Genomic DNA, 26,209 nt, shown 5'->3' with positions numbered 1-26,209 from the left:
GTCGTTGCCGGCGTGTACACGGTGTTGCGGGGGACACGGCCGTGTGCTGGACGGGGAGCGGGCGGGTTTCGTGATCTCGATACGCCGCGGGCTCGCTGCGCTCGCTCGCGTCTACTCGATCACCGGGTGGCGGCGAGTCCTCCGTATCGAAACCCTTGGGTTGAGTAGGTGACGAGCGTAGCGAGGAGCCGTATCGAAACCCACCCCACACCTCAGCGCAAGCTCGTCTCCGTCGGCGCCGGCGGAAGCGTCACGACCGCGCCGGCGTAACTCAGTCCGGCACCGAACCCGAGGAGCAGGGCGATCTGGCCGCCGGTGGCCTTGCCGGTCGCGAGCATCTCTTCCATCGCCAGCGGGATCGAGGCGGCCGACGTGTTGCCGGTGTTCTCGATGTCGTTGGCCATGGGGATCTCGTCGGCCAGACCAAGGTTTTTCTTCATCAGCTCGTTGATCCGGGCATTGGCCTGATGTGGCACGAAGACCTCGATGTCCTCGATGCCGACGCCGGAGGTCTCCAGCACGGTCGTCAGGGCCTTGGGCAGGGTGATGGCGGCCCAGCGGAAAACACGTGGCCCCTGCATGGTCACCACCATCCGCCCGACCGGGTCGGTGGCGGGGTCCTTGTGCTGGAACTCCTGTGCACGGTCCATGTACTCGGGGATGTCGTAGTTCTGACCGATGGCCTCCGCATTCTCACCGTCGCTACCCCAGACCGCGGGCGAGATTCCGTTGAGTTCACTTGGCCCGACGACGACGGCGCCGGCCCCGTCGCCGAAGATGAAGGCGGTGTTGCGGTCGGTGGGTTCCATCACCACCGACATGGTCTCCACCCCGACCACCAGGACATACTCTGCGGAGCCTGCGCGCACGGTGTCGGCGGCGATGCCCAGGCCGTAGCCGAAGCCGCCGCAGCCGGCCGCGACATCGTAGGCGGGAATGCCGTTGAGCCCGATGTCGAACGCCACGATCGGGCCGCCGTGCGGGATCTTCGTCTTCCAGCTGTTGGTGGCCAGGATGAGGGCGCCGATCTTCTCCTTGGGCACCCCGGAGTTGCGGATCGCCCGCTCGGCGGCGGCCGCCGCCATCGAGCGCGCCGACTCATCGCCGCTGATCCATCGACGGTTGCGGATACCGCTGCGCTCAAAGATCCACTCGTCGTTCGAGTCGAGTACTTCGCAGACCTCGTCGTTGGAGACCAGCCGGCGCGGCCGGTAGGCGCCGATGCCCAGCATCGCTACGTTCTGGTGGCCGGTGTTTGCCGCAATGCCCACGCTGACTCCGTTCGTCGTTGATCGGACGCTGCGATTGTAGGCATGTCTTTACCGGGAAGTAACCACGCCGCCGGCCAGCGGCAGATCTGTGTTCGGGAGGGTGTGCGGCATGCGCGACCTGTTACAGCGGCCAGAACACCGGTATCAGCAGGACCGCGATGACCAGCCAGCACGCCATCACGATCACGCCGAGTCGCCAGTAATCGCCGAACCGGTATCCGCCGGGATTCATCACGATCATGTTCGCCGGAGTGGCGATCGGTGTCAGCACCGCCGCGGCGGCCGCGGTACACACCAGCATCAGGATCGGCCGGGGATCGACACCGATGTCGGCTGCTGCGGCCAGCGCGATCGGGATCACGATCAAAGTCGTGGCGGCGTTGCTGATGAACTGCCCGAGAATGGCGGTGAGCAGGAACAACACGATCAGCAACAGGTAGGCGCTGCGGTCGGCCACCAGGTCCACAATCGGCTGGGCGATCAGTTCTGCTCCGCCGCTGTCGGTGATCGCAGACGACATCGGGATGAGTGCCGCGATGAGCACCACCGTCGGCCATGACACTGCGCGATACGCCTGTTCGGAGGTGATGACCTTGCTGACGACCATGGCCAGCGCGGCGAGCAGCCCGGCCACCACCGGAGGTACCGCACCGCTGGCGAGCAGGGCGATCATCGCCACCAGGATCACGCCCGCACGTGGCGCGCTGTGGCCGAGAGCGACGGTCTGGCGGCGTAGCTGCTCGGAGGAGCCGACGACCAACACCTGCTGGTTGTCGGCGAGGGCATCGATGGCACGCCACGGGCCGTGCACCAACATGGTGTCGCCCTCGACGAGTTCCACCGACCGCGGGCCGACGTCCTTGTTGCGCCGGCGGATCGACATGACCAGCAGGCCGTCCTCGGAACGCACCATTCCGGGGCACACCTTGCTGCCGATCCACTCCGAACGTGGCGGAATGACCACCTCGCTCACGCCGGCATCGCGATCGATCAGTCGTCCGGACCGGGCATGCCGTCCGGCCACGTCCTCGACGGTCAACTCGCAACTGCGCGCGAAGTCGTCGACTGCCTGCCCGGATCCGGACACCACCAGGACATCGCCGTTCTGGAGCCGATGCCCGGATTCGACGAGACCGGCGCCGAGACCGCCCTGCGCGGCGATCGGCAGCACGTCGCGGGTGTCCGACGCCACGGCATCGCGTACCGGCGTGCCGACGCAGCTCGACTCGGCCCCGACATGCAGACGGTAGACGCGTTCACCGAGTCCGTAATGGTCCACCACGGTGCCGAGATAGTTGCTGAAGTCGGCGGGCAGCGCCGTGGAGCGGCGGTCCGGAAGCAGCCGACCGCCGAAGATCGCGATCACCGCGAACGTGACTATGACCAGGGGAATGCCGATGAGGCCGAATTCGAAGTAGGAGAATCCGTTGCCGGTGGCGGTGCGGGCCGCGTCGTTGACGATGACGTTCACCGGACTGCCGCTGAGGGTGAGCATCGACCCGGCGCTGCACGCATAGGCCAGTGGGATCAGCACTTTCGACGGCAGCATGAATGCGTGCCGTGCCACGGCGACGGTCACCGGCACCAATGCGGCGGCGGCACCATTGATGGTGATGAGCGCGGACAATATCGCCGACAGAATGGTGATCGCTCCGAGCACCCGCACCCGGCCGGTACCGGCCGCCCGGGTCAGTAGTCGTCCGGCCCACGCGGTGATGCCGGAGGCCTCGAGTCCTTCGCTCACCACGAACAACGCCGCGATGAACACGATCACGTTGTCGCCAAGGCCGGTGGTGAGACCGGCCAGGTCGATCAGTCCGCAGAAGTAGAGAGCCAGCGCCGAGGCGATGGCGACCACGCCGACGGGCAGCCGATTCCAGACGAACAGCACGATGGTGACGGCGAGGATCACCAGGCTCAGCGTGGCGTCGGACACCGTCTCATCGTTGCATCACGGTCGCCTGTCCGCAGTCGATGTCACGCAGGACCGGGGACACTCACCACGCGTGGACGGTGTTCTGTGCGGCTTCGAGCCCGTGTGAGACCAGGAGTTCGGCGGCGTCGATGCCGCGGCCGATCAGCAACTCCACTTCCGTGCGCGCTGCCGAGGGAAACGGCTTCAGCACGAAGTCGGCCGGGTCTTGACGTCCGGGGGGCCGCCCGATGCCGAGGCGAATTCGGAGGTAGTCGCGTGAACCGATGGCCTGACTGATCGAGCGCAGACCGTTGTGCCCGCCCTCGCCACCGCCCTGCTTGAGACGTAGCTGCCCGAAGTCGATGTCGAGTTCGTCGTGCAGCACGATCAAGTCGGCGGCCGGTACGGAGTAGAACTTCGCGAGTGGGCCGATCTGACGGCCGCACTCGTTCATGTAGTTGCGTGGTTTCGCAACGAGCGCCTGATGGCCGGCGAGGGTGATCGGGGCGAGTTGCGCGCCCGACTTCTTGTGCAGTTTCCACCGCTCGCCGGCCGAGGCGACGAGGCCATCGGCGACCATCGCGCCGATGTTGTGCCTCGTCTTCTCGTACTTCGGACCGGGATTACCCAGCCCGACAATGAATTTCATTCTCGACGGACGCCGGTGACTACTCGGCCGACTCTTCGGCGGCCTCATCGGTACCGGGGGTCTCGGCACCGGCCTCTTCGGCCTCTTCTTCCAGCGCCGAGGCCGACGGGGCCTCGTTGATGGCGACGACGAGGGTGTCGGGATCGCTGATCAGCGTGACGCCCTCGGGCAGGGCCAGATCCGAGGCGTGCACGGCGTTGCCGGCCTCGACACCCTCGACGTCGACGGTGATCTGCTCCGGGATCGAGAGCGCGTCGGCCTCGATCTCGATGGTGCTGGCGTCCTGGGTGACCAGGGTGCCCGGCGCTGCCTCACCCTCGACGACGACGTAGACCTCGACGGTGACCTTCTCGCCGCGGCGGATGACGAGCAGGTCCGCATGCTCGATGTAGTTGCGGATCGGGTGGACGTCGACCTGCTTGGTCAGTGCGAGCTGGCTGGAGCCCTCGATGTCGAGGTCGACGACCGCATTGACGCCGTTGGCGCGCAGGATGGCGGCGAACTCGAGCGCCGGCAGGCTGAGGTGCTGCGGGTCGGTGCCGTGGCCGTACAGTACGGCGGGAACCTTACCCTCGCGGCGTGCGCGACGAGCCGCGCCCTTGCCCTTTTCGGTACGGGTGGTGACAGTCAGTTTGGAGGCCTGAGTCGCCATTGTTCTTCTCCTCATTCGGTCGGTTCGGGGTGAACCGTGGTTGTTCGGGTCGGTCGCGGCGAGCGACGACGACCCCGAACCAACATGCAGGAGTCATATGACCTGCGGAGAAGATTCGCGGTGGTCGCGCCGATAACGGTGGATGCCCACCCTCGCCGTGACAACGACGGCAAGGATAGCCGATGGTCAGGGCGAATGTCACATGCGCGCTGGTCGGGACGGTCTGCTGGTCGCGGGGTGCCCCCGACCCCCTTAGCGCGCGGCGGTTTATCTCTCGCGCGGCTGTCGTGCTCCCGCGCGCGAACCTTCACGCGCGGGAGGCAAATCGGCGCGCGGGAAGGGCGGTAGGACGTGAGGCGCTGGTCGAGCAGCCGACGAGCCCGCGAGGAGGCGCATCGAGGTCACCCATTTGGCGGTCCACGGTGCGTCCGCCGAAATCGATGGAACCGATCGCGGGTACGGTGCGTCCAAGTCTGTGAGCGAGTGAGAATCGGGCAGATCGAGTTGGGGGAACAAGCGGGGGCATGGGGGAAACGTTCAGAGCCGAGCCTGCGGAGATTGCTGGTTTCGGGAATTTCGTCGGGGAGAACGTCGCGGATTACGAGCGCATCATGGGACTGCTGCGTGAGGCCGGTACCACCAACGACTTCTCCGGTCTGATGTCTGCGCTGACCGATCCGGTGGTCACGCTGCAACTGGCCACCCAGAGTCGATGGGTGGACATGGGGGAGACTTTAGGATCGATCGCCTCTGGACTGGCTAAATCAGCGTGGATCTTCCACGGGGCCGAGGCGGAGAATGCGGAGATCTTCCGCCAACATGTCCGGTCGGTGGAACGTGGGCCCGGAGAGAACGGGTTCGACATCGACGTCGACCCGGCGAACAGTCGGCGAAAGATCGTGGTGGACCCCTACCCGGGTGCCGTGAACACAGGATCGCCGACGCCGATCGACGTCTCCGCTCCGCCCCACTCCGAGCCCGACATTCGTGGCCTGATCGAGGAGACATCGGGATGGCTCGCTGAGATCGACGCCACGGTCGAGCAATATGGGCATTGGAGTCCTATCCGGCAAGCGATAAAACCAATTTCGGGCAATTGGGAGGAGCTTCGCCGTATCGGCGAGGTGTACAGCAAGGCGGGCACCGCTGTCGGGACGATCGGCAACGACGTCGCCGCCCAGACCGCGAGGATCGATGGGTCGTGGGATGGCAAGGCAGCCCACGCATTCGCCGACTACTCCCGCAATGCCACGGACTACATGGAATGGGAGGCGGCGCTGGGGCGCATGCTTCGCGAGGGTTTCGAGAAAGCGGCCGCGGAGTTCGAGAACGCAGTCGGGGCCGCGCTGCGAGTGATCATCAACGAATTCGAGAAAGTGATCACAGTCAGGGGCACCTCGGGAGTCGTCAAGGCACTCGCCAAATCCATCCCATTGCTCGGCACCGCCGCGCAGCTGGGTGATCTGGCAAAGGCGCTCATCGCCATCGGTCAAGAAGTCCTTCCACTGATCGAGGAAGTCCGCCGGGGTGTTGAGGCGTTCCAAGAGTTCATCGAGTTCGCACAGGACCCGGTAGGTTTCGCAAAGGAAAAGGGGCAGGATGCGGTGAACGAGAAGCTGGCCCCTTACAAGGAGGAACTGGAACGAGGGCGTCACAGAGTGCAGGTGCTCCGTGATGTCGACACACTGATGGGTGTCGACGACCTGCGCGACAGACCTCAGGCGCCATACGAGCCCGAGACCGGGGGCGACGCAAGGGAAGGCATTGCATGAGACTTCGGCGGTATATGATTCTCGGCTTCATTGGGCTATCGCTTGTCGCCTGCTCGTCAGGTGCCGAGACGAGCTCGGGCGCTTCACAATCGAACAGCGTCACCGCGATCGATGGGCCAGATGTGCACGTGGCTGGCAAATGCGCCGTCCTAGACGGGTCAGATCTGGCCGAACTCTTGGGCAATATTCCGCTGACGAGCGCAGATGTCACTGAGCAGGGGTGCACGTGGGTCGTCGGCAACGACGAAGGGGTCGCGCGCTACGAAATCCGGCCCGGGTTAGCTGAAGCAGATGATGCCGATGACCGAGCGCTGAGATTTGCCGGCGGGGTTCTGTACTTCAACGCAGCGTTGTCTGACCACATCGACTGTGTCGCTGATGTTGCCGTGGACGGTTCGTCGGAGTACATCCAATTGGAAATCACACCGGCCGAGACTGTGACTTCCGAGTTGGCGCCGGATGACGGTGCGGTCTGCAGCCACGCGCTCCCACAGGTGGAGAAGATCGTCGAAGGTTTGGGGTGGACGTAATGACCTCGTCTCTGCCACCGGAGATGGAAGCCGCCAAGCGGAAATTGTTCGATTCCCTGGACCGGCTACACACCGCTGCTGCCCGTGCACACGCCCATGCCGACCGCCTCGAACTTGAGCGACGCGAGCGTGAACGATCCGAACGCGGGGCGCACGAGCGTGAGCAGCGCGAGGCGCAACGGCGAGCAGCGCTCGCCCAGTCCCAACTCGAGGACGAGGCCGAACAGGCCTACCGCAACGCGCGCCGGGGAGGCTGGCTTTCCTCCGAGTGAGGTATGGCTCCGCGGAACCTATCCGCAACCCGCCGTCACAGGCATACTGACCCCATGACATCGCAGACACCGATCGACATCGTCACGACCTTCCTCGACGACCTCGCGCGCTCCGACACGGCCGCGGCTCTGGAGAACGTCGACGAGAACATCGCCTACACCAACGTCTCGCTGCCGACCGTGCACGGCAAGCGGAAGGTGGCCGGCATTTTCTCCGGGATGGACAGGTATTCATGGGCCGGCTTCAACTACCGGATGGTCAACGTCACGGCCGACGGTCCGGTGGTGCTCACCGAACGCGTCGATGAACTCCGGTTCGGACCGGTCGTCATGCAGTTCTGGGTCTGCGGTCGCTTTGAGGTTCGCGAGGGGCGGATCACCGTGTGGCGGGACTACTTCGACTACTACGACATGACCAAGGCGCTCGTACGGGGACTGCTCGGCGCCGTGATCCCGCCCCTGCGCAAACCGCTGCCGCCGAAAGTCGTTGCCGTATAGGGCAGTCGTCAGAGAATCTCGTCGATCGTCTCCAGCGGTCGCCCCAACCGGGTTCCCTTGTCGGTCACCACGAACGGGCGCTCGACGAGAACCGGATGCGCCACCATCGCGTCGAGAACCGCGTCCTCGGAGGCATCAGCCAGTCCGAGTTCCTTGTACAGCGACTCACGCTTGCGTGCGGCTTGATGAGCCGTGATGCCCGCGTCGGCGAACATCGTCGACAACTGTTCGCGAGTGTAGGGCTGATCGAGGTACTTGACGATGGTCGGCTCGACGCCCGCCTCCCGCAACTTCTCCAGCGCCTTGCGGGAGGTCGTGCACTTCGGGTTGTGATAGATCGTCGCGTCCACGAGGCACACCATACCTGGTGCGGCGCCAGCCAAGTCGTGAGTGTGTGACCTAGGCGCTGCCGTTGAACAAACTCGTCACCGAACCGTTCTCGAAGACCTCGCGGATCGTCTGGGCGAGCAGTGGCGCGATCGACAACACCGTCAGGTTCTCGAACTGCTTGTCCTCGCCGATCGGCAGGGTGTCGGTGGCGATGACCTCTTTGGCGCCGCAATTCGCGAGTCGTTCGGCGGCCGGGTCGGAAAACACACCATGGGTGGTGGCGATGATGACGTCGCCCGCACCGGCATCCTTGAGGACCTTGACGGCGCCGGCGATGGTGCCGCCGGTGTCGATCATGTCGTCGATCAGCACGCAGGTGCGGCCCTCGACCTCACCGACCACCCGGTTGGACTTCACCTGGTTGGGCACCAGCGGATCACGGGTCTTGTGGATGAAGGCCAGCGGCGCCCCGTTGAGGGAGTCGGCCCACTTCTCCGCCACCCGCACACGACCGGAGTCGGGCGAGACGACGGTGACGTTGTCGGTGCCGTAGTTGTCCCGGACGTACTCGGCGAGCTGGCCCTGTGCGTGCATGTGATCGACGGGGCCGTCGAAGAAGCCCTGAATCTGGTCGGTATGCAGATCGACGGTGATGATGCGGTCGGCGCCCGCGGCCTTGAGTAGATCGGCGATCAGGCGCGCGGAGATCGGCTCACGACCGCGATGTTTCTTGTCCTGACGCGCGTACGGATAGAAGGGGAGGATCACACTGATGCGCTTGGCCGATCCACGCTTGAGCGTGTCGATCATGATCAGCGCCTCCATCACCCACTGGTTCAACGGGTACGGGCAGCTCTGCAGGACGAATGCGTCGGAACCGCGGACGGATTCCTCGAACCGGACGAAGATCTCACCGTTGGCGAAGTCGCGCGCGGTCTGCGGGGTCACCTTGATGCCGAGCTCGTCGGCGACGGCCTGAGCGAGGTCGGGATGCGCGCGGCCAGAGAACAGCATCAAGTTCTTCTGGTTGTCCGTGGTCCAGGTCATGAAAACTCTTCTGCTAGAGGTGTGCTGCGGTCAGGCACCGGGCTGGTGACCCGCCGGGCGGTCGGTCTGTTGGGCATCGAGTGCAGCGCGCGCCGACTCGGTGTCCGGGCGCTTACGCACCACCCAGTTCTCGATATTGCGTTGTTGTCCTGCCGACACCGCGAGCGCGCCGGGCGGGACATCGTCCCGCAAGACCGTACCCGCTCCCGTGTAGGCGCCGTCCCCGACCTGCACGGGTGCGACAAACATGTTGTCAGACCCGGTACGACAATGGGACCCGATCACCGTACGGTGTTTCGCCACGCCGTCATAATTCACGAACACGCTGGACGCGCCGATGTTGGATTGCTCACCGATCGTCGCGTCGCCGACGTAGGTGAGGTGCGGGATCTTGGAGCCGGCGCCGATGTCGGCTTTCTTCGTTTCCACGAAAGTGCCGATCTTGCCGCCCACTCCGAGGCGGGTGCCGGGGCGCAGATAAGCGAACGGTCCGACGGTGGCGTTGGCGCCGATCTCGGACTCACTGCCGTGTGTGCGGATCACCGAGGCGCCGGACCCGACGGTGACGTCGCGCAGGGTGGAGTCGGGGCCGACATGCGCGTCGTCGGCGATGGCGGTGGCACCGTGCAGCTGGGTGCCCGGTTCGATCCGGACATCGGTACCGATGCTCACTTCCACATCGATCCATGTGGTGGCCGGATCCACCACGGTCACCCCGGCGAGCTGATGGCGGCGGATGATGCGCCGATTGAACTCGGCGGCGAGGTCGGCGAGCTGCGCGCGGTCGTTGCAGCCGGCGACGAGCATCGGGTCCTCGACGGTGAACGCGCGGACCGTGTGCTCACCGGCGCGGGCGATCTCGATGACATCGGTCAGGTAGAACTCGCCCTGCACGTTGTCGGTCGACAGTTCGGCGAGAGCTGACCGCAACAATGCCGCGTCGAAGGCGTAGATCCCGGCATTCACCTCGGTGATTGCGCGCTGCTCGGCGCTGGCATCCTTGTGCTCCACGATCGCCTGCACGAGGGAATCGTTGGTCCGGATGATGCGGCCGTACCCGGTCGGGTCGTCGGCGATGAAACTCGTCAGGGTCACCCCGGCGCCACCATCGGCGGTGTGGGTGGCGACGAGCGCGCGCAGGGTCGCCGCGTCGAGCAGTGGCACATCGGCGGCGGTGACGACGACGGTCCCCGCGAAATCGTCGGGCAGCCCGGCGAGACCCGCCCGCGCCGCGTCGCCGGTGCCGAGTGGCTGCTCTTGCACGGCAACCGAGACAGTGCAGGCCAGATGTGCGCCGATCTCGGTGACCGCTGCGGTCACCCGTTCGCGTTCGTGCCCGACGACAGCGATCAGATCCGACGGATCGATCCCGGCGGCGCCATGCAGCGCGTGCCCGACCAGTGTCCGTCCGGCCAGGCTGTGCAGGATTTTCGGGGTCTTCGACTTCATCCGCGTGCCTGCGCCGGCGGCGAGGACGATGACAGCGGTCGAGGGGGTGGACGTCTCCGTCATGTGGCCCGATAGTACGCAGTCGCCGTACCGCCGAGGCCCGGACCCGCCACGCGATACCGAGCGATTGATCGGGCCTGATAGAAACAGTGAGGCGACAGACCGCCCCAGACCAACGGAGGTACACCCATGAGCACTCAGAAAGTCGCGATCGTCACCGGAGCCGCGCGGGGCATCGGCGCGGGCGTCGCCAAGCGTCTGGCGACCGACGGGCTCGCCGTCGCCGTTCTCGACCTGAACGCGGACTCTTGCGCCGATGTCGTCAAGGCCATCACCGACGCCGGCGGCAAGGCCATCGCGGTCGGCGCCGACGTGTCGAACGAAGAGTCGGTAGCCGCGGCCGTCGCGAAGGTCGCCGAGGAACTGGGCCCGCCGACGGTGCTGATCAACAACGCAGGCATCATCCGCGACAACATGCTGTTCAAGATGACCGTCGACGATTGGGATGCGGTCATGGGTGTGCACCTGCGCGGTGCGTTCAACATGAGCAAGGCCTGCCAGAAGCACATGGTCGACGCCGGCTGGGGTCGCATCGTCAACCTGTCGAGCACCTCGGCGCTGGGCAACCGCGGCCAGGCCAATTACTCGGCCGCCAAGGCGGGCATGCAGGGCTTCACCAAGACCCTCGCGATCGAGCTGGGCAAATTCGGCGTCACCGCCAACGCGATCGCCCCCGGCTTCATCGCCACCGAGATGACCGCCGCGACCGCCGAGCGCATGAAGGTGTCGTTCGACGATTTCAAGGCCGCCGCCGCGAAGGAGATCCCGGTGAACCGCGTGGGCGCACCGGAGGACATCGCGCACCTCGCCTCGTTCTTCGTCAGCGAAGGCGCCGGCTTCATCTCCGGCCAGGTGGTCTACGCCGCGGGCGGTCCGAAGGGCTGATCTCGTTTCGGCCGCACCTGCGGGTTCCGGCTTGCGGTGGACACCGCGGCCAGACCCTGCAGGTGCGGCCAGAAGCGTGGGCGGTGCCTGTGGCACAATCGTCTGCGCGTAATCCCCCATGGTGTAATCGGCAACACTTCTGATTTTGGTTCAGGCATTCCAGGTTCGAGTCCTGGTGGGGGAGCACTGACTTTCGTCGCATCCATAATTTCTCGAGGCGGACGGTCCACAGCGGAATCCGACATTTGTCGGGATACTGAGACCTCCGACAGCACCAGCGCCGTCGCCGGCCCCGGCGATCGCCCGCGCCCGAGGAACAGGGGAATGCGTGACAGAGGTTATCGCCGTCTATCTCGTCGTCACCTTCGGTCTGGGCGGCCTCGCCATGGCGCTGCGGCTGCCTCCGTTGGTCGGCTTCCTGGCCGCCGGATTCGTGCTCAACGCGATGAACGTCGAGGATCTGCCCCAGCTGGACGTGCTGGCGGATCTGGGTGTCACCCTGCTGCTCTTCGCGATCGGACTCAAACTCGACGTCCGGATCCTGCTCCGGCGCGAGGTGTGGTTGACGACGTCGGTGCACATGGTGATCAGCGTGGTGCTCGGCAGCATCGCGATGTGGGTGGCGGCCGTGGCAGGGATGGCGATGCTGGCCGGTCAGAGTGTGCAGACGATCGCCCTTCTCGCCTTCGCGCTGTCGTTCTCCAGCACGGTGTTCGTGGTCAAGATCCTCGAGGAACGTGGCGAATCACATTCGCTGTACGGCCGCATCGCCATCGGCATCCTGGTGATGCAGGACATCGTGGCGGTGGTATTCCTGACCGTGAGTGGCGGGCACCCGCCGAGTCCGTGGGCGCTGACCCTGATCGCGTTGTGGCCGTTGACCCAGGTGTTGCGCAAGATCTGGGGGCGCCTCGGGCACGGCGAGATGCAGTCGCTGTTCGGCATCGTGATGGCGTTGGTCCCGGGCTACGCGTGGTTCACCGCCGTCGGGCTCAAGGGCGACCTCGGCGCACTCATCGTCGGCGTTCTGCTGGCCTCGCATCCCGCCTCATCGGAGTTGGCGCGGTCGCTGTTCCATCTCAAGGAACTGCTGCTCGTCGCCTTCTTCGTGTCGATCGGTCTGACGGGTCTGCCGGATCTGCCCACCATCGGTGTCGCACTGCTGATGGTGTTGCTGCTGCCGTTCAAGGCGGCCTGGTACGTGGCGTTGCTGTCGATGCTCAAGCTTCGCTATCGCACCGCAATCCTCGCCGGGCTCGGCTTGATGAACTACTCGGAGTTCGGCCTGATCGTGGTGTCCGTCGGGGTGACCACCGGGCTGCTCGCCGAGGCCTGGCTGGTGGAGATGTCGATCGCGGTGGCCCTGAGTTTTGTGGTATCGGCGCTGGTCAACGGGCGCGGCCACCTGATGGTGGAGAAGATCGCCACTCGCCTGCCCGCCCAGGACGAACGCACCCTGCACCCGGAGGAGCGTCCCGGCGACGCCGGCGATGCCGAGGTCGTGGTGATCGGGATGGGACGCGTCGGCTTCGCCGCATATCAGCGGCTGACCGACCATTACGGCCTACGGGTGGTGGGTGTCGACTACGACGGGCCACGAATCGGGAGACTCGCCGACGCAGGCCTGCGGGTCATCGAGGGAGACGCCACCGACCTGGACTTCTGGCACCAATTGCGGCATTCGGATTCGGTGCGCATCGCCGTGCTGGCGATGCCGCGTCACGGCGCCAACGTGACTGCGCTCGAATGCCTGCGCGAGTCGGGATTCAGCGGCCGGGTTGCCGCGGTGGCCCGCTACGACGATGAGGTGCAGTGGGCCAAGGACCACGGCGTCGGCATCGCCTTCAACGTCTATGCGGGCGCCGGCCTGGAGCTGGCCGATCAGGTCGCCGGCGATGGCGATCGCGGCGACGAACCGCCGGACCCGCCGACGACGGAGAGACGCTCCGGCGAGAACTCGTGATCCGCCGGCGCGCCACGATCGTCACGCCGTAACCCGACTTCGGCGCTGTACCACCGGATCCGGGTACGGCACCGCGTCGACGAGAGCCTTGGTGTACGGGTCGGTCGGGACGGTGAGTACAGTTCGCGCATCGCCGGTCTCGACCACCCGGCCACCGCGCAACACCACCACTCGATCGGCCACCCGTTCGACCACGGCGAGGTCGTGGCTGATGAAGACGGCCGCGAACCCGAACTCCTCCTGTAGGTCGGCAAAGAGGTCGAGCACCCGCGCCTGCACCGACACGTCGAGTGCGCTGGTCGGTTCGTCGGCGATCAGCAGTTCCGGGTCGGCCGAGAGTGCACGGGCCAGCGCCACCCGCTGGCGTTGACCGCCGGACAGTTCGTGCGGCAGACGGTCGGCGAACGGGCGGGGGAGTGCCACCGCGGACAGGAGTTCGGCGACCCGCGTGTCGCGCTGGGCGCGCGTGCCGATGTCCTGGATCTCGAGTGGTTCGCGAATGGACTCCGCGACGGTGAATCGCGGATCGAGGGACGCGCTCGGGTCCTGCGGTACGAAGGCGAGCTTGCGGCGTAACTCGCGCAGCCGCGTTCGGGACAATGTTGCGATGTCCTCGCCGTCGATCAGGATACGGCCGGCGCGGGCGGGAACGAGACCGCCCATGGCACGTCCGAGTGTGGTCTTGCCCGAGCCGGATTCACCCACCACGCCCACCACCTCGCCGCGACCGATGCTCAACGACACCGCATCGAGCGCGGTGCGCGGTGGCGAACCGAGACGACCGGGATGGGTGACCGTGACGTTCTCGACGGTGAGGACCGGCTGCTCTGTGACATCGGTGATCGTCGGCGCGCAGGTGTCGGATATCGGGTCGTCGTCGAGACCGTCGGGCAGTCTCGGCACGGCGGCAAGCAGTTGTCGGGTGTAGGGCTGCGTGGGGCGTGCGAAGATCTCGTGCACGTCGCCGGTCTCGACGACCTCACCGAGCTGCACCACCACGACGCGGTCGGCGATGTCGGCGACGACGCCGAGGTTGTGGGTGATCAACAGGATTCCGGCGCGGGTACGGTCGCGCAGCCGACGTAGGAGTCCCAGGATCTCTTGCTGCACCGACACGTCGAGCGCCGTCGTCGGTTCGTCGGCCAGCAGCAACACCGGATCATTCGCCAACGCGAGCGCGATCACCACGCGTTGCTTCTGCCCACCGGACAGCTGGTGGGGATACTGGTCGACCCGAACCTCCGGTTCGTCGATCTCGACCAGCGTCAGCAGCTCGACTGCTCGTCGGCGTGCCTGCGTCCGTGTCACCCGCCGGTGTGCGCGGAGGGCCTGTCGCAGCTGCCATCCCACTGTCTGCGACGGGTTGAGGGCGGTCTGCGGTTCTTGGAAGACCATCGCGACACGATTGCCACGCAACGCTCGCAACTGTGGTTCCGTTGCGTCGAGTACCTCGATCCCGTCCACCTTCACCGACCCTGACGCGTGCGCGGCGGCCGGCAGCAAGCCGATGGCCGCTTGTGCGGTGATCGTCTTGCCGGAGCCGGATTCGCCGACCAGTGCGAGGATCTCGCCGCGATCGACCGACAGGCTGATACCCGATACGGCCGGTCGGGGGTAGTCGAAGCGGACGCGCAGGTCGTCGACGGTGAGCGCGGGCGGGGTCAGGTCGGCGGTCATCGGCGAATCCTCCGGTCATGTGAAATCGATTGGGCGATCAAGTAGAAGCCCAGCACGAGGATCGAGACGACGATCAGCGGTCCGAGCGAGAACCATGGGTTGGTTTCCAGGTATCCGTTGCCCCCGGCCAGAATCGACCCCAGCGACGGGGCCGGGGCGACCACGCCCACACCGAGATAACTGAGCGCGCCCTCGATGAAGACTGCAAGCGACAGCGACAGGGCGAACTGCACCGACAACGCCTCCAGTGAGTGGGGGAGAACGTGGCGCAGCAGGATGCGTGACGTGGTCGCACCGCTCACCCGGGCCGCCTCCACGTAGGGGAGTTCCCGCACGCGCAGTACCGAGGTGCGGGTGAGACGGCCGAAGATCGGGATCTCGGCGAGCGCGATCACGACCCCTACCGTCACGGCTCCCGGCCCGAGTACCGCGGTCATGGTGATCCCCAGGATGAGCGCGGGAAACGCGAGGATCACGTCGAACACGCGCTGGGCGATCACGTCGGTGACGGGGTGGGCGACGGTGAGCAGACCCGCGATCACACCCAGCGCGGCACCGATCGGGACCGCGAGGAAGATGATCAGCAGGTCGGTACGGATCCCGTAGAGGACCCGGGTCGCGATGTCGCGGTTGACGTCATCGGTACCGAACCAGTGATCGAGGCCGGGCTGCAGCAGGTAGGCGCCGTCGATCTGCTGCGTGGGCCCGTATGGGGTGAACAGCGGACCGAGCGTCCCCACCAGGATCACGGTGAGCACGAGGATGCTGCCGACCAGTCCGGTGCCGTGCAATAGGCTGCGCCACAGCGGTGTTCGAGGATGTCGCGCCTCCCGGTCGCCGGGACTCTCCGGGAGCAGGCCGGGAACCAGATCGGGATCGGGCTGGGTCGAGGTCGTCGGCGACGTGTCGGTGGTGGACACACTGCTGGGATGGGTGGTCATCGGTCACCTGCCAGTCGGATTCGGGGGTCGAGCCAGGCGTGGACGATGTCGGCGAGGAGCTGGATGATCACGAACACCGCGACCGACAAGAGGATCAGGACCTGGACGAGGGGATAGTCACGGGCGAAGATGCCCTCCTCGGTGAGCAGCCCCAGCCCGGGCCACCCGAAGATGGATTCGACCAGCACGGCGCCCCCAAGAAGTGCGCCGACGGTGATACCGAGGGCGGTCAACGTGGGTGGCAGCGCGTTTCGCAGCGCGTGCTTGAGCACGATGTCGGTCCGGGACGCGCCCAGCGCCCGCGCGGTGAGCACGTATGGCTGCTGCAGCTCGGTGCGCAGCGATTCGGTCAGGAACCGCGCGAGCATCGCGCCCGCGGGTAGCCCGAGGGTGAGCGCGGGCAGGATGAGGTACTGCGCGCTGATCTGTAGCGAGTCGGTGAATCCGTTCGGCGGTATGCCACCGGCCGGCAGCAGACGCAACCGCACGCCGAAAACGAGGATGAGCACGGTGCCGACCACAAACGTGGGCAATGCGATCGCGGCCGCGTTGACGACGGTGAGTATCGCGTTGACATAGCGGTTCTCGAACGGCACTGCGGTCAGCCCGAGGGCCAGCGCGAGGACGATCGCGATGACCAGTGCCGCACCGGTGAGGATGAGTGTGTTGGTGAGTCCGAACCCGATGAGGTCGGTGATGCTGCCGCCGACCTGGTAACTCGTGCCGAGGTCGAGGGTGAGGATGTCACCGAGCCAGGACAGGTATTGGGTGATGAACGCCTGGTCGAGACCCAGGTCGTGCCGGATCGCCGCCAGTTGGGCGGGCGATGCATCCGGACCGGCCAGTGCTGCCTCGGGCCCACCGGGGATCAGTCGGAGGACGGCGAAGATCAGAATCGAGGCGACCGCGAGCACGACGAGGGCCGTGGGAACGCGGCGCAGAAGGTATCCGGTCATTGGTTACTGCTTTCCTGGCGAAGTGAGATAGGTTCCGGCGAAGTGCAATTGGTTGCGACGGTCCCAGTCGACATCGCCGACCGACGGTGCGGTGGCCACCTGGCGCAGCACCACGCCGATCTCTATGAGAAACAGATCACGCAGCCAGGCTTCGTCGAGTTCGCGGTAAGCGGCGAGCGCTTCCGGAGAGGAACTGTCGCGGACCGTCCATGCCTCCTCCGCAGCCGCGGAATACTCCGGGTTCGAGTAGTTCGACGAGTTCTTCGCCGCGTTGAACGGATAGGCGGACACGGCGAGAGTTGACGGGGTGAACTGGGCGAAGGCGTGCTGTAGCAGCCAGAGTCCGTCGAACTTGCCACCGATCAGCTTCGACGCCTGCTGGGTCTGGTCGTTGGGCACCAAGCGCACCTCGATGCCGACAGCGGCGAGATTCGACTGGACGATCTCGGCAATCACCCTGTCGTTGCCCTGGGTCGAATAGTCCAGTGTCAAGGGAGGTATGGAGCCGACCTGGCTCACCAGCGCACGGGCCTTTTGGAGATCGCGGGTGTAGGTGGTGTTCGCGTTCGCGCGATACGCCGGTGACCACTTCGGCCACGGCAGATTGACGGTGTATCCGCTGCCGCGGAAGACGTCGTTGATGATGCGTGGACGGTCGATGGCGTACGCGATCGCCTGGCGTACGCGGACATCGGCGAGCGCCGGGTTGGTGACGTTGATCCCCACGTATTCCTGCGACTCGGCGCCGGTCAGGGTGATCCCGGTGAAGCCATACCGCTGGGTCACCAGTTGCTGATCGTGATAACTCAGGCCGTCGGCGACGTCGATCTGCCCGGTGCGTAGGCGGGTGAACAGTGACTGGTTATCGCGGACGACGACGAAAGTTACCGAATCCAGAGCCGGTGACCCGCCCCAGTAGTGCTCATTGCGGACGAGTCGGACAGTGGAATTCGGTTGCCACGACTCGAAACGGAACGGCCCGGTGCCGTTGAATGCGGTGCCGGCCTTCAATGCGGGCAGGGTGTTCTGGTCGATGATGGGCGCTGAGTCGAGCAGATCGAAGATATTGCTCAACGGGTGTGCGAAGCGCAGGATCACTCGGTGGGGATCAGACGTGTCGAACTCGTCGATGGCGGCGGCGGTGCGCTTGAACTGTGGCGTCCACGGTCCACCCAGATATGCCTTGATCGAGTTCTCCACATCCGACGACACGAACGGACGGCCGTCGTGGAAGGTGGCGTCGGTTCGGAGATCGAGCGTGAGGGAGCGGCCGTCGGGCGCGAGTTGCCAGGCGGTCGCCAACGACGGTTCGACGGTCAGTGAGTCACGGGCGTACCGGATGAGGGTGTCGAAGGCATTGGCCACCACCTGACCGTTCATCGACCCGGTCCCGATCTGCAGGAACGCCTTCGGCGAGAGGTCGCCGAGCACGCCGACCCGCAGGTCGCCGCCGCGGGGTGTGGGGTCTCCGGGTGCGGCGGGCGCGGTCGAGTGCTGCTGCTGCGAAACCGCGGACTCGCATCCTACAGCGGCCAGCGCGAGCAAGATGGCGACGATGACCGCAGCGGCGCGGGCACCTCGGTGTCGGGGCATGGTGATCACATCTCTGTCGGGTCGAGGTGATCGGTGATGGCCGACCACACGGGATCCGTACACTCATCGGAATCGAAAACGTGTGCACGGGCGAGGAATCGACATCCAGTATGGGGATCGAACGGGTGGTCCGCGTCGTTGAATTTCGCTCGGATCGAACCCTTGACAGGCGGTTGACCTTGGCCGAACGTGCTCGGTGTTCGGGCGCGAGGCTCGATGTGATGTGCAGGGAGACAAGCGATGGCACAAGCGGACAGAACTGATCTGCCGGCGGGCGCGCGTGGTTACGACGGCTTCGACGGGGTGATCGGCCGCACGAGTTCGGTGTCGCGGCCATGGTGGCCGGAGGAACCGACGGCCCCGGCCGGTGCTCCGAACATCGTGGTGATCCTCGTCGACGACATGGGCTATTCCGACATCTCGCCGTTCGGCGCGGAGATCGACACACCCAACATCGACCGGCTGGCGCGCAACGGGTTCCGGTTGTCCAATTACCACACCACCCCGGTGTGCTCACCGGCGCGCGCGGCGCTGCTGACCGGGCTGAACCCGCATCGGGCGGGTTATGGCAGTGTGGCGAACTCCGATCCCGGGTTTCCGGGGCTACGACTCGAACTCGCCGACGATGTGCTGACATTGCCGGAGATCCTGCGTGCCGGTGGATATGCCACGTATGCGGTGGGGAAGTGGCATCTGGTGCGAGATGCGAACATGGGCCCGGGACGCGACCGCAGCTCGTGGCCGGTGCAGCGCGGTTTCGACAGCTACTACGGTTCACTGGAGGGACTCAACTCGTTCTTCTACCCGAACCAGCTGATCGCCGACAACACCGTCGTCGACGTCGCCGAGTACCCCGATGACTACTACGTCACCGATGACCTGACCGACCGTGCGATCTCCCAGATCACCGCGTTGCGCGCGCAGGACCCGACGAAGCCGTTCTTCCTGTACTTCGCGCACATCGCGATGCACGGACCGCACCAGGTGAAGGAGGCCGATCTCGCGAAGTATCGCGGTCGCTACGGCCAGGGCTGGGATGAGGTCCGGCGGCAACGGTTGCAGCGACAGATCGAGAACGGGCTGTTCGACCCGGACACCCCGATGGCGGAACGCAACACCGAGCCCGGGTTCGACGCACCGCTGTGGGATGACCTCGAACCCACAGAGCAGGAGCGATTCCAGCGCTACCAGGAGGTGTACGCAGCGATGGTCGACAGCGTCGACCAGAGCGTCGGACGAGTGGTCGACACCCTTGAGCAACTCGGTGAGCTCGACAACACGATCATCGTGTTCACCTCGGACAACGGCGGCACCGCCGAGGGTGGACCGGTTGGGACGCGTTCGTACTTCAGCCAATTCGTGCACGGTCCGGTGCCACCCGACTGGGAACGCGACGTGCCGCACGACCAGGATCTGATCGGTTCGGCCGCACTCGGGGTGCACTACCCACGCGGCTGGGGGCAGGCGTCCAATACCCCGTTCCGCTTCTACAAGGGGCAGACCTTCGCCGGCGGCGTGCGGGTTCCATTCGTCGTGTCCTGGCCGAACGGACTGCCCCGGGCGGCCGACGACACCGGTGTACGTCGTCAGTTCTCCTACGTCACCGATCTCGTGCCCACCCTGCTCGAACTCGCCGGGGTCGACACACCGGACCACCGCCACGGGCGGCCCGCTCAGGAGCGCGACGGTGTCAGCATCGCCGACGTCCTGCGTGACCGTGATGCCCAGTCACCGCACACCGAGCAGTACGCGGAGTTCGGTGGGCACCGCGGCTACTACCGGGACGGCTGGAAACTGGTGTCACTACACCGGGACCCGGCCTCCGTCGACGATCCGGCGTGGGAACTGTACGACGTGACCACGGACCCGGCCGAAACCACCGATCTCGCCGCCCGACATCCCGACAAGGTTGCCGAGCTGGCCGCCGCGTGGGATGCCGCGGCCTGGCGCAACACGGTGTTCCCGCTGTACGACCGTCCCGCAGATCAGCTACGTCGACGGCCCGCGGAGGCGCGGTTGAGCGATCCGATCCGGATTCTCGCCGGCACACCGACGTTGGAGCGCTACCGGTCGAGCCGCCTGATCGCCTACCGCGACTTCGTGGTGGAGGCGGAACTTGAGGGCTGGACCGCCGACGACGAGGGGGTGATCGTCGCGCACGGCGACCAGCAGGGCGGCTATCTGCTGTACGTGGAATCGGCAGCCGTGCACCTGGTGTACAACGCCTATGGCCGCGTCCGGCGGGAGTCGGGTCGGCTGCCGGACGGCGCGACCGCGTTGTGTCTGCGCGCCTCCGCGACACCGTCGGTGCGCTGGAACCTCACGGTCGAGGCGGTGTGTGACGGCGAGGCGTCGACGATTGTGAAGCTCGACGACCAGGTCCAGCTGGTCGGTATGGCGCCCTGGACAGGCATCTCGGTGGGACTCGACGCACGCGGTCCGGTCGACCCCGAACTGCGCCAGCGCCGTGGCGTATTCCGATTCGGTCCGGCGCTGCGGGCCGTCACGTATCGCCCGGGCCCCACGCGGGTGGGTGTGAATGTGCGGCGGGGTCTCGACGAGGCGGCCGAACGGTCGGCGGACTGATCGGCGTTGCGATCAGCATGATTGTTACCTCGCCTTGTCGGTGTCATCGGTGCTGAGATGAAAAACGTTGAAACAAAAGAATTCACGAGAGGTTTCTAGGAATGACGCTGGCTCAGATCGACGACCGCACGGAACGTGAGCGCGCGGCGCAGCAGGTGTACGCCGACGGGGGCATCACCGTCGAGAAGCTGGGAGAGCACATCGGTGCCCGGATCGGGCAGGTCCGGCTCGGTGCTGATCTCCCGACCGAGCAGGTCGAGGCGATCCGGCTCGCCCTGGCAGTCAACAAGACCGTTGTGTTCGAGGGGCAACATCACCTCGACGACGCGGGGCAGTACGCGTTCGCCGGCCTGCTCGGCGAGCAGACCGCGCCCCACCCGACCGTTACATCGCGGGGGACGCAGCTGCTGACGATCGAGGGTGCAGCCAACAGCTGGCATTCCGATGTCACCTTCGTCGACCGCATCCCCAAGGCGTCGATTCTGCGGGCGGTTACCCTGCCGTCCTACGGCGGCGCGACCACTTGGGCCTCGACGGTCGCCGCCTACGAACAGTTACCGAAACCGCTGCGGGCGTTGGCCGAAGAGCTCTGGGCCACGCATACCAATCTGTACGACTACGTCAATCAGTCCGAGCCGTCGGGCGGCGTCGACATCAGCCGAAAGTCCGAGCACTACAAGGAGTTCACCAGCGCGGAGTACCAGACGCTGCATCCGGTGGTACGGGTACACCCGGAGACCGGTGAGCGCAGCCTGCTGCTCGGTCACTTCGCCAAGGAGTTCCGAGGACTCAAGTCCGCCGAGTTCGGTGAGTTGTATCAGCTTCTGCAGAGTCGCATCACGAAGCTGGAGAACACCTTCCGTTGGAACTGGCGACTCGGCGATGTGGTGATCTGGGACAACCGGGCGACCCAGCACTATGGCATCTCCGACTACGGCAATCAGCAGCGCGAGCTACACCGGATCACCCTCGCCGGTGACGTTCCGGTTGACGTTCGAGGGCAACGGAGCCAGGTGCTGCAGGGCGACGCCTCGCACTACTCCAGCGTCGAGAAGTCAGCTCGACTTCCCCTTTTCGCAGCCTGAATCATCACGAGGCCCCGGCCCTGAGCATCAACTGCTCAGGGCCGGGGCCTTTTGTGGCCTCCGTGCCGTAGTTGAAGAAATGGAGGGGCGCAGCGAGTACGTGCGAACCCACATGCTGTCCCCCGGGGCTGAGTAACGACCACGTTTGCGAGGGAGCGTCCCCTGGTCCCTGAGGAGCGTCCGAGCTTGCGAGGCCGCGTCACGAAGGGTCCACCCACGCAACCAATCTCACGCACGAAATGTTGTCACACCCCGCCGCTATCCTGAACTCAACACCTCACCGATCGAGTCCATCCACACCGCACCCGTAGCGCACCAAAGTTGTCAGACCCGCTCGATAGTCTGATAGCAGTTCGATTCCCCGCCAACCCATCCCGACCTCAGAGACCGTCTTCGCCGGAAAGGAGCGTTTCGTGTTCACCTTCACCGACCGTGCCGCCGACGACGCTCTGCTGGCCTCCAGCAGTCTCGGCGAGTTGGCGCAGTACGGTCGCGATTTGTTGCGGCTGAGTAATCAAGCCCAAGCCCTGGCGATGCAGATCGCCCGTCAGATCGGGCAATCCACCTACAACGAGCGTCTCGCCGGATACAACGATTTCGTTCCGAACCGAGTCCGCAACGCCGCCGACAAAGCCGCGAAAGGCGAAATCTCACTGCAGTTGGGTATTTCTCGACGTCAAGCCGGCGAATGGGTCGGTCTCGATGAACTGCTCGACGAGCACCCCAAGATCCGTGATGCCTTCCGCTCCGGAGATTTGAGGCCCCACCGGCTGGGTGTGGCCATCCGCGGCGCCGCCACCGGCCCCACCGGCGACCTGCGGGAGCGACTCGGCGAACTCGCCGACAACGCCTACACCGACGAACCCGACAGCAAGGATGTCGAGGAGGAACTCACCCTCGACCTCGACGACCCCGCAGCCGACCTCGATCCCGGCACCGATGGTGAGCGCACCGACGGCGACGGCTCCGACGGCGACGGCACTGATGATGGCGGCTCCGATGATGCTGCGTCCGAGACCGACCCTGCCGCCACCGACGATCCCGCCGCCGACGATGCCGACGAGGATGAGCCGTGGGATTTCGACGATGTGGTGCTCGATCTGGCCAGCCGACCCACCACCGACACCGCCCTGCGAGATGATCTCGACGCCATCATCATCAGCCTCGACCCCGATCGAGCCGCCGAGACCCGCGACGACATCACCGACCTGTTCGGGGATGTGACGATCGGTGCCGAAGCGTTCGGGCACATGACCGTCGATGCCTGCATCCCCGCCGAACACGGCGTACACCTGCGCGACCGCATCAGCGCCTTGATCAGCCGCCGGGTGTGCCGCCGCGATGGGCGCAGCATCAAAGCCCAACGCGTCACCGCGTTCGCCGAAATCATCAAAGCACCCGGCGCAAAACTACGCTGCCACTGCGGCGACGACACCTGCCCCGCCACACCAACCCGCACCAACAACCCAGCACCCGCCACCACCCCGAGTCCGGTCACCGGCGGTGTCCGTGACTCGTCGGTCGACACCACCACGGCGGACAACACCGCTGCATCCGGCCAGACCACCGTCGAACCCGTGCTGGGTGGGCCTGATGCGGCCGAAGAACAGCCGATCACCCTCGCCGACATTGACGATCACATTGACATCGACCGCGACAACGACAACGACAACGAGAACGGTGAAATTGGCCAATCCGGTACCGGAATCGATGCCGATGACACCGCTGAGGATGCGCCCTCCCCGGGATCGCGACGAGATTTCATCACCGCACCACCCGCTGAACATGATCCCGCCGACACCGACACCGACACCGACACCGACACCGATACAGAGACCGATTCCGACCTCATCGTGCCCGGCCTGACCCTGCTGCGCGACCCGACCGGTCTCGACCCGACCCGCCTGATGGGCTACGGCGCCATCGATCCCGCCCACGCCGCACGAATCGCACCACACGCCACCACCATCACCGCCCGACCGAGTGAAACCCGCGCCGCCAGCGGGTTGATCATCTTCGGCAACCGCGCACCGGCCCCACCGATCGACCCGACCGGGCACGGTGGTTTCGCCACCCCACCACCGGGGGCGCTGACCTATAAGCCGTCGGCGGCCCTCCGCGCGGAGATCATCCAACTGGACCGACGCTGCCGCTACCCGTACTGCGGCAGACCGTCCGAGGAGTGCGAACTCGACCACCTGCTCAAGTTCTGCCATGCCGACCCGGTGGCCGGTGGCTGGACCGTGGCGTTCAATCTCGCACCGCTGTGCCGGCCCGACCACGACCGTAAGCATGACGGGCCGTGGATACCGACCATGCACACCGACCGCACCATCTCCTGGCGCAACGCGCGCACCGGACAGGTCATCGTCACCTACCCGCGGTGACTCGTCGGCGATCCTGCGGTCGGAACTACTGACGAGCCGTCGGAGTGGCGGGCGGTCGCCGGAACAGTCCCTACGCGTCGAGAACCAAACAGAAGGTGCCCTTGCTCTCCGCGGAGAGCAAGGGCACCGCTTGCTGGGTGAGTCTCGGGATCAGTGCGCCATGGCGGCCGCACCCTCAGGAGCCACCGGGAGCTCGCCGCTACGAACCAGCAGTGCGGCGATGAGTCCACCGACTGCGAATACCGCAGCGGCCACCCAGAACGCGGTCGTGTAGCTGTGCACAGCGGCCAGCTGGGCCAACTGCGCCGGATCGGTGGCCAGCGATGCGTGGCCGCTCACAAACGTTGCCGCAGAGCTCGCGGCGATCGTGCTGAGCAGCGCAGTGCCCACCGAGCCGCCCACCTGCTGCATGGTGTTGACGGTGGCGGATGCGACGCCCGCGTCCTCCGACGAGACACCAGAGATCGCGCCCTGCATCGCCGGAGCCATCGATGCGCCGATGCCGACTCCCATGATCAGCAGCGCCGGCAGCACATGGCTGGCGTATGAGCTCGTCGCGGTGATCTGGGTGAGCAACAGCATGCCAGCCGCCGCGATGAACATGCCCGCCGCCATCAACCAGCGCGGACCGAACCGGGGGAGAAACACACCGGTCGAGGTGGTGGCGGTGACCACCAGCATGCCGATCATCGGCAGAAACGCCAGGCCCGTGCGGATCGGGCTGAATCCCAGGTTCTGTTGCAGGTAATACGTCAGGAACAGGAAGATGCCGAACATGCCGATCCCGGCGATGAACACCACCAGGTACGACCCGGCGCGGGTGCGGTCGGTGATCACGCGTAGCGGCAACAGCGCGTGCTCGGCGCGTGACTGCCACCAGACGAACGCTGCCAGCAGTGCGGCCCCGGCGACCAGCCAGGTGATCGTGGCCCAGTCACCCCAGCCGTTGGACTCGGCATTGGAGAATCCGTACACGATCGAGAACAGGCCTGACGATGCGAGGGCCACGCCCGGCAGGTCGAGTTTCGGACGGTGATCGGCCTTGTGCGGTCCGAGGAACAGGACAGCACCGACCAGTGCGATGGCTGCGATCACCAAGTTCACGTACAGGCACCAACGCCAATCGGCCCACTCTGTGAGCATTCCGCCGAGCAGCAGCCCCAAAGCGCCCCCGCCGCCGGCGATCGCACCGAAGATGCCGAAGGCCTTGCCGCGCTCCGACGGATCGGTGAAAGTGGTGGTGAGCAGCGACAATGCGGCAGGAGCGAGCAGGGCGCCAAAGATGCCCTGGCCGGCTCGCGCGGCGACCAGCATCTCGAAGTTCACGGCGGCACCGCCGATCGCCGACATCACCGCGAAACCGATCAGACCGGCGATGAAAGTGGTGCGCCGCCCCCACAGGTCGGACAGGCGACCGCCGAGCAGTAGCAGGCTGCCGAACGACAGTGCGTACGCGGTCACGATCCACTGCCGGTCCTCGTTGCCGAAGCCCAACGACTCCTGCGCATGCGGCAGGGCGATGTTGACGATGGTTGCGTCCAGCACCACCATCAACTGCGCCAGAGCGAGGACGCCCAGCACCACCCAGCGCAGCCGATGCTGACGCGCCTCGTGGGTTTCCTTCTCGACGGATGGATCGTCGAGGTCGTCGTAGACAATGCTCATCCAAGCCTCCAGGTCTTAGGCGGAGG

The 26,209-nt window shown here is 65.8% G+C and carries 21 protein-coding genes and 1 tRNA gene; 10 read left to right on the top strand and 12 right to left on the bottom strand.

The genetic code is table 11. The features are described 5' to 3' along the window. Window positions 1-212 precede the first annotated feature (212 nt). The 4 genes from OSB52_RS01050 to OSB52_RS01035 form a co-directional block, all read right to left on the bottom strand. Window positions 213-1,232, bottom strand: a complete 1,020-nt coding sequence (locus OSB52_RS01050; RefSeq protein ID WP_266059904.1) for a beta-ketoacyl-ACP synthase 3 — start codon at window positions 1,230-1,232, stop codon at window positions 213-215. A 160-nt stretch (window positions 1,233-1,392) separates the two neighbouring features. After that, window positions 1,393-3,207, bottom strand: a complete 1,815-nt coding sequence (locus tag OSB52_RS01045) for an SLC13 family permease (protein WP_266059716.1) — start codon at window positions 3,205-3,207, stop codon at window positions 1,393-1,395. 61 nt (window positions 3,208-3,268) lie between these two features. Further along, on the bottom strand, window positions 3,269-3,835 hold the full coding sequence (gene pth, locus OSB52_RS01040; protein WP_266059715.1) for an aminoacyl-tRNA hydrolase: 567 nt from the start codon (window positions 3,833-3,835) through the stop codon (window positions 3,269-3,271). 19 nt (window positions 3,836-3,854) lie between these two features. Then, entirely contained in the window at window positions 3,855-4,487 is a 633-nt protein-coding gene (locus tag OSB52_RS01035; protein ID WP_235725326.1) for a 50S ribosomal protein L25/general stress protein Ctc, read from the bottom strand. A gap of 524 nt (window positions 4,488-5,011) precedes the next feature. Between OSB52_RS01035 and OSB52_RS01030 the strand changes: the two genes are divergently transcribed. Genes OSB52_RS01030 through OSB52_RS01015 form a run of 4 tightly spaced genes read left to right on the top strand, consistent with a single transcriptional unit; the run spans window position 5,012 to window position 7,559 of the window. Next, entirely contained in the window at window positions 5,012-6,259 is a 1,248-nt protein-coding gene (locus OSB52_RS01030) for a WXG100 family type VII secretion target (RefSeq protein ID WP_266059713.1), read from the top strand. Between the two features lie 14 nt (window positions 6,260-6,273). After that, the gene (locus OSB52_RS01025) at window positions 6,274-6,789 is read left to right on the top strand and encodes a hypothetical protein (RefSeq protein ID WP_266059711.1); all 516 of its coding nucleotides are present in this window, start codon (window positions 6,274-6,276) and stop codon (window positions 6,787-6,789) included. Beyond that, the gene (locus OSB52_RS01020; protein ID WP_266059710.1) at window positions 6,789-7,061 is read left to right on the top strand and encodes a hypothetical protein; all 273 of its coding nucleotides are present in this window, start codon (window positions 6,789-6,791) and stop codon (window positions 7,059-7,061) included. Before OSB52_RS01025 ends, OSB52_RS01020 begins: the two co-directional genes overlap by 1 nt. Window positions 7,062-7,115: 54 nt before the next feature. Continuing rightward, window positions 7,116-7,559: a limonene-1,2-epoxide hydrolase family protein gene (locus OSB52_RS01015; protein ID WP_266059709.1), complete on the top strand. Its 444-nt coding sequence runs from the start codon at window positions 7,116-7,118 to the stop codon at window positions 7,557-7,559. 8 nt (window positions 7,560-7,567) lie between these two features. Here the strand turns inward: OSB52_RS01015 and arsC are convergent, their stop codons facing one another. Genes arsC through glmU form a run of 3 tightly spaced genes read right to left on the bottom strand, consistent with a single transcriptional unit; the run spans window position 7,568 to window position 10,448 of the window. Further along, the gene (gene arsC / locus OSB52_RS01010) at window positions 7,568-7,909 is read right to left on the bottom strand and encodes an arsenate reductase (glutaredoxin) (protein WP_266059707.1); all 342 of its coding nucleotides are present in this window, start codon (window positions 7,907-7,909) and stop codon (window positions 7,568-7,570) included. Between the two features lie 49 nt (window positions 7,910-7,958). Beyond that, window positions 7,959-8,936, bottom strand: a complete 978-nt coding sequence (locus tag OSB52_RS01005; protein ID WP_266059705.1) for a ribose-phosphate diphosphokinase — start codon at window positions 8,934-8,936, stop codon at window positions 7,959-7,961. Between the two features lie 30 nt (window positions 8,937-8,966). Next, on the bottom strand, window positions 8,967-10,448 hold the full coding sequence (gene glmU / locus OSB52_RS01000) for a bifunctional UDP-N-acetylglucosamine diphosphorylase/glucosamine-1-phosphate N-acetyltransferase GlmU (protein WP_266059704.1): 1,482 nt from the start codon (window positions 10,446-10,448) through the stop codon (window positions 8,967-8,969). A gap of 126 nt (window positions 10,449-10,574) precedes the next feature. On the opposite strand from glmU, the gene OSB52_RS00995 reads away from it, so the two are divergent. From OSB52_RS00995 to OSB52_RS00985, 3 genes are all read left to right on the top strand, one after another. Next, window positions 10,575-11,330, top strand: coding sequence for an SDR family oxidoreductase (locus tag OSB52_RS00995; RefSeq protein WP_266059703.1), 756 nt, complete (start codon window positions 10,575-10,577; stop codon window positions 11,328-11,330). A gap of 112 nt (window positions 11,331-11,442) precedes the next feature. Beyond that, window positions 11,443-11,514: transfer RNA gene (locus tag OSB52_RS00990), tRNA-Gln, on the top strand. Window positions 11,515-11,658: 144 nt separating this feature from the next. Next, window positions 11,659-13,293 (top strand): cation:proton antiporter domain-containing protein, encoded by a 1,635-nt coding sequence (locus OSB52_RS00985; protein WP_266059702.1) that lies wholly within the window; start codon window positions 11,659-11,661, stop codon window positions 13,291-13,293. 21 nt (window positions 13,294-13,314) lie between these two features. Here OSB52_RS00985 and OSB52_RS00980 read toward each other — a convergent pair whose 3' ends face one another. The 4 genes from OSB52_RS00980 to OSB52_RS00965 are packed head-to-tail and all read right to left on the bottom strand — an operon-like array spanning window position 13,315 to window position 18,460. Further along, window positions 13,315-14,970, bottom strand: coding sequence for a dipeptide ABC transporter ATP-binding protein (locus tag OSB52_RS00980; protein ID WP_266059700.1), 1,656 nt, complete (start codon window positions 14,968-14,970; stop codon window positions 13,315-13,317). Further along, on the bottom strand, window positions 14,967-15,911 hold the full coding sequence (locus OSB52_RS00975) for an ABC transporter permease (protein ID WP_235725336.1): 945 nt from the start codon (window positions 15,909-15,911) through the stop codon (window positions 14,967-14,969). The genes OSB52_RS00980 and OSB52_RS00975 overlap by 4 nt, the downstream gene beginning before the upstream one ends. Further along, complete coding sequence (locus OSB52_RS00970; protein WP_266059699.1) at window positions 15,908-16,867, bottom strand: ABC transporter permease; 960 nt, start codon at window positions 16,865-16,867, stop codon at window positions 15,908-15,910. The genes OSB52_RS00975 and OSB52_RS00970 overlap by 4 nt, the downstream gene beginning before the upstream one ends. A gap of 3 nt (window positions 16,868-16,870) precedes the next feature. Beyond that, complete coding sequence (locus OSB52_RS00965; RefSeq protein WP_266059698.1) at window positions 16,871-18,460, bottom strand: ABC transporter substrate-binding protein; 1,590 nt, start codon at window positions 18,458-18,460, stop codon at window positions 16,871-16,873. Window positions 18,461-18,700: 240 nt separating this feature from the next. Here OSB52_RS00965 and OSB52_RS00960 point away from each other — a divergent pair, with 240 nt between their 5' ends. The 3 genes from OSB52_RS00960 (at window position 18,701) to OSB52_RS00950 (ending at window position 24,518) form a co-directional block, all read left to right on the top strand. Then, entirely contained in the window at window positions 18,701-21,046 is a 2,346-nt protein-coding gene (locus tag OSB52_RS00960) for an arylsulfatase (protein WP_266059697.1), read from the top strand. A 101-nt stretch (window positions 21,047-21,147) separates the two neighbouring features. Further along, window positions 21,148-22,131 (top strand): TauD/TfdA dioxygenase family protein, encoded by a 984-nt coding sequence (locus OSB52_RS00955; RefSeq protein WP_266059696.1) that lies wholly within the window; start codon window positions 21,148-21,150, stop codon window positions 22,129-22,131. Between the two features lie 413 nt (window positions 22,132-22,544). Further along, entirely contained in the window at window positions 22,545-24,518 is a 1,974-nt protein-coding gene (locus OSB52_RS00950; RefSeq protein ID WP_266059695.1) for an HNH endonuclease signature motif containing protein, read from the top strand. 150 nt (window positions 24,519-24,668) lie between these two features. On the opposite strand, the gene OSB52_RS00945 is transcribed toward OSB52_RS00950, so the two are convergent. Then, window positions 24,669-26,183 (bottom strand): MFS transporter, encoded by a 1,515-nt coding sequence (locus tag OSB52_RS00945; protein WP_266059694.1) that lies wholly within the window; start codon window positions 26,181-26,183, stop codon window positions 24,669-24,671. Window positions 26,184-26,209 lie beyond the last annotated feature (26 nt).

Source organism: Gordonia aquimaris, from assembly GCF_026262595.1.
In the GTDB taxonomy this organism is placed as follows: Bacteria; Actinomycetota; Actinomycetes; order Mycobacteriales; family Mycobacteriaceae; genus Gordonia; species Gordonia tangerina.
The sequence above is the reverse complement of the archived record's forward strand: the minus strand, read 5'-3'. Positions and strand labels throughout refer to the sequence as shown.

Excerpts from the sequence above, each read along its gene's own strand:
- OSB52_RS00955 (WP_266059696.1), top strand. The coding sequence starts at position 21,148 with ATGACGCTGGCTCAGATCGACGACCGCACGGAACGTGAGCGCGCGGCG.
- OSB52_RS00945 (WP_266059694.1), bottom strand. The coding sequence starts at position 26,183 with ATGAGCATTGTCTACGACGACCTCGACGATCCATCCGTCGAGAAGGAA.
- OSB52_RS01035 (WP_235725326.1), bottom strand. The coding sequence starts at position 4,487 with ATGGCGACTCAGGCCTCCAAACTGACTGTCACCACCCGTACCGAAAAG.
- OSB52_RS00970 (WP_266059699.1), bottom strand. The coding sequence starts at position 16,867 with ATGACCGGATACCTTCTGCGCCGCGTTCCCACGGCCCTCGTCGTGCTC.
- OSB52_RS00960 (WP_266059697.1), top strand. The coding sequence starts at position 18,701 with ATGGCACAAGCGGACAGAACTGATCTGCCGGCGGGCGCGCGTGGTTAC.
- OSB52_RS00975 (WP_235725336.1), bottom strand. The coding sequence starts at position 15,911 with ATGACCACCCATCCCAGCAGTGTGTCCACCACCGACACGTCGCCGACG.
- OSB52_RS00965 (WP_266059698.1), bottom strand. The coding sequence starts at position 18,460 with ATGCCCCGACACCGAGGTGCCCGCGCCGCTGCGGTCATCGTCGCCATC.
- OSB52_RS01020 (WP_266059710.1), top strand. The coding sequence starts at position 6,789 with ATGACCTCGTCTCTGCCACCGGAGATGGAAGCCGCCAAGCGGAAATTG.
- OSB52_RS01030 (WP_266059713.1), top strand. The coding sequence starts at position 5,012 with ATGGGGGAAACGTTCAGAGCCGAGCCTGCGGAGATTGCTGGTTTCGGG.
- OSB52_RS01025 (WP_266059711.1), top strand. The coding sequence starts at position 6,274 with ATGATTCTCGGCTTCATTGGGCTATCGCTTGTCGCCTGCTCGTCAGGT.
- OSB52_RS01005 (WP_266059705.1), bottom strand. The coding sequence starts at position 8,936 with ATGACCTGGACCACGGACAACCAGAAGAACTTGATGCTGTTCTCTGGC.
- OSB52_RS00980 (WP_266059700.1), bottom strand. The coding sequence starts at position 14,970 with ATGACCGCCGACCTGACCCCGCCCGCGCTCACCGTCGACGACCTGCGC.
- OSB52_RS01015 (WP_266059709.1), top strand. The coding sequence starts at position 7,116 with ATGACATCGCAGACACCGATCGACATCGTCACGACCTTCCTCGACGAC.
- OSB52_RS00995 (WP_266059703.1), top strand. The coding sequence starts at position 10,575 with ATGAGCACTCAGAAAGTCGCGATCGTCACCGGAGCCGCGCGGGGCATC.
- pth (WP_266059715.1), bottom strand. The coding sequence starts at position 3,835 with ATGAAATTCATTGTCGGGCTGGGTAATCCCGGTCCGAAGTACGAGAAG.
- OSB52_RS01050 (WP_266059904.1), bottom strand. The coding sequence starts at position 1,232 with ATGCTGGGCATCGGCGCCTACCGGCCGCGCCGGCTGGTCTCCAACGAC.
- glmU (WP_266059704.1), bottom strand. The coding sequence starts at position 10,448 with ATGACGGAGACGTCCACCCCCTCGACCGCTGTCATCGTCCTCGCCGCC.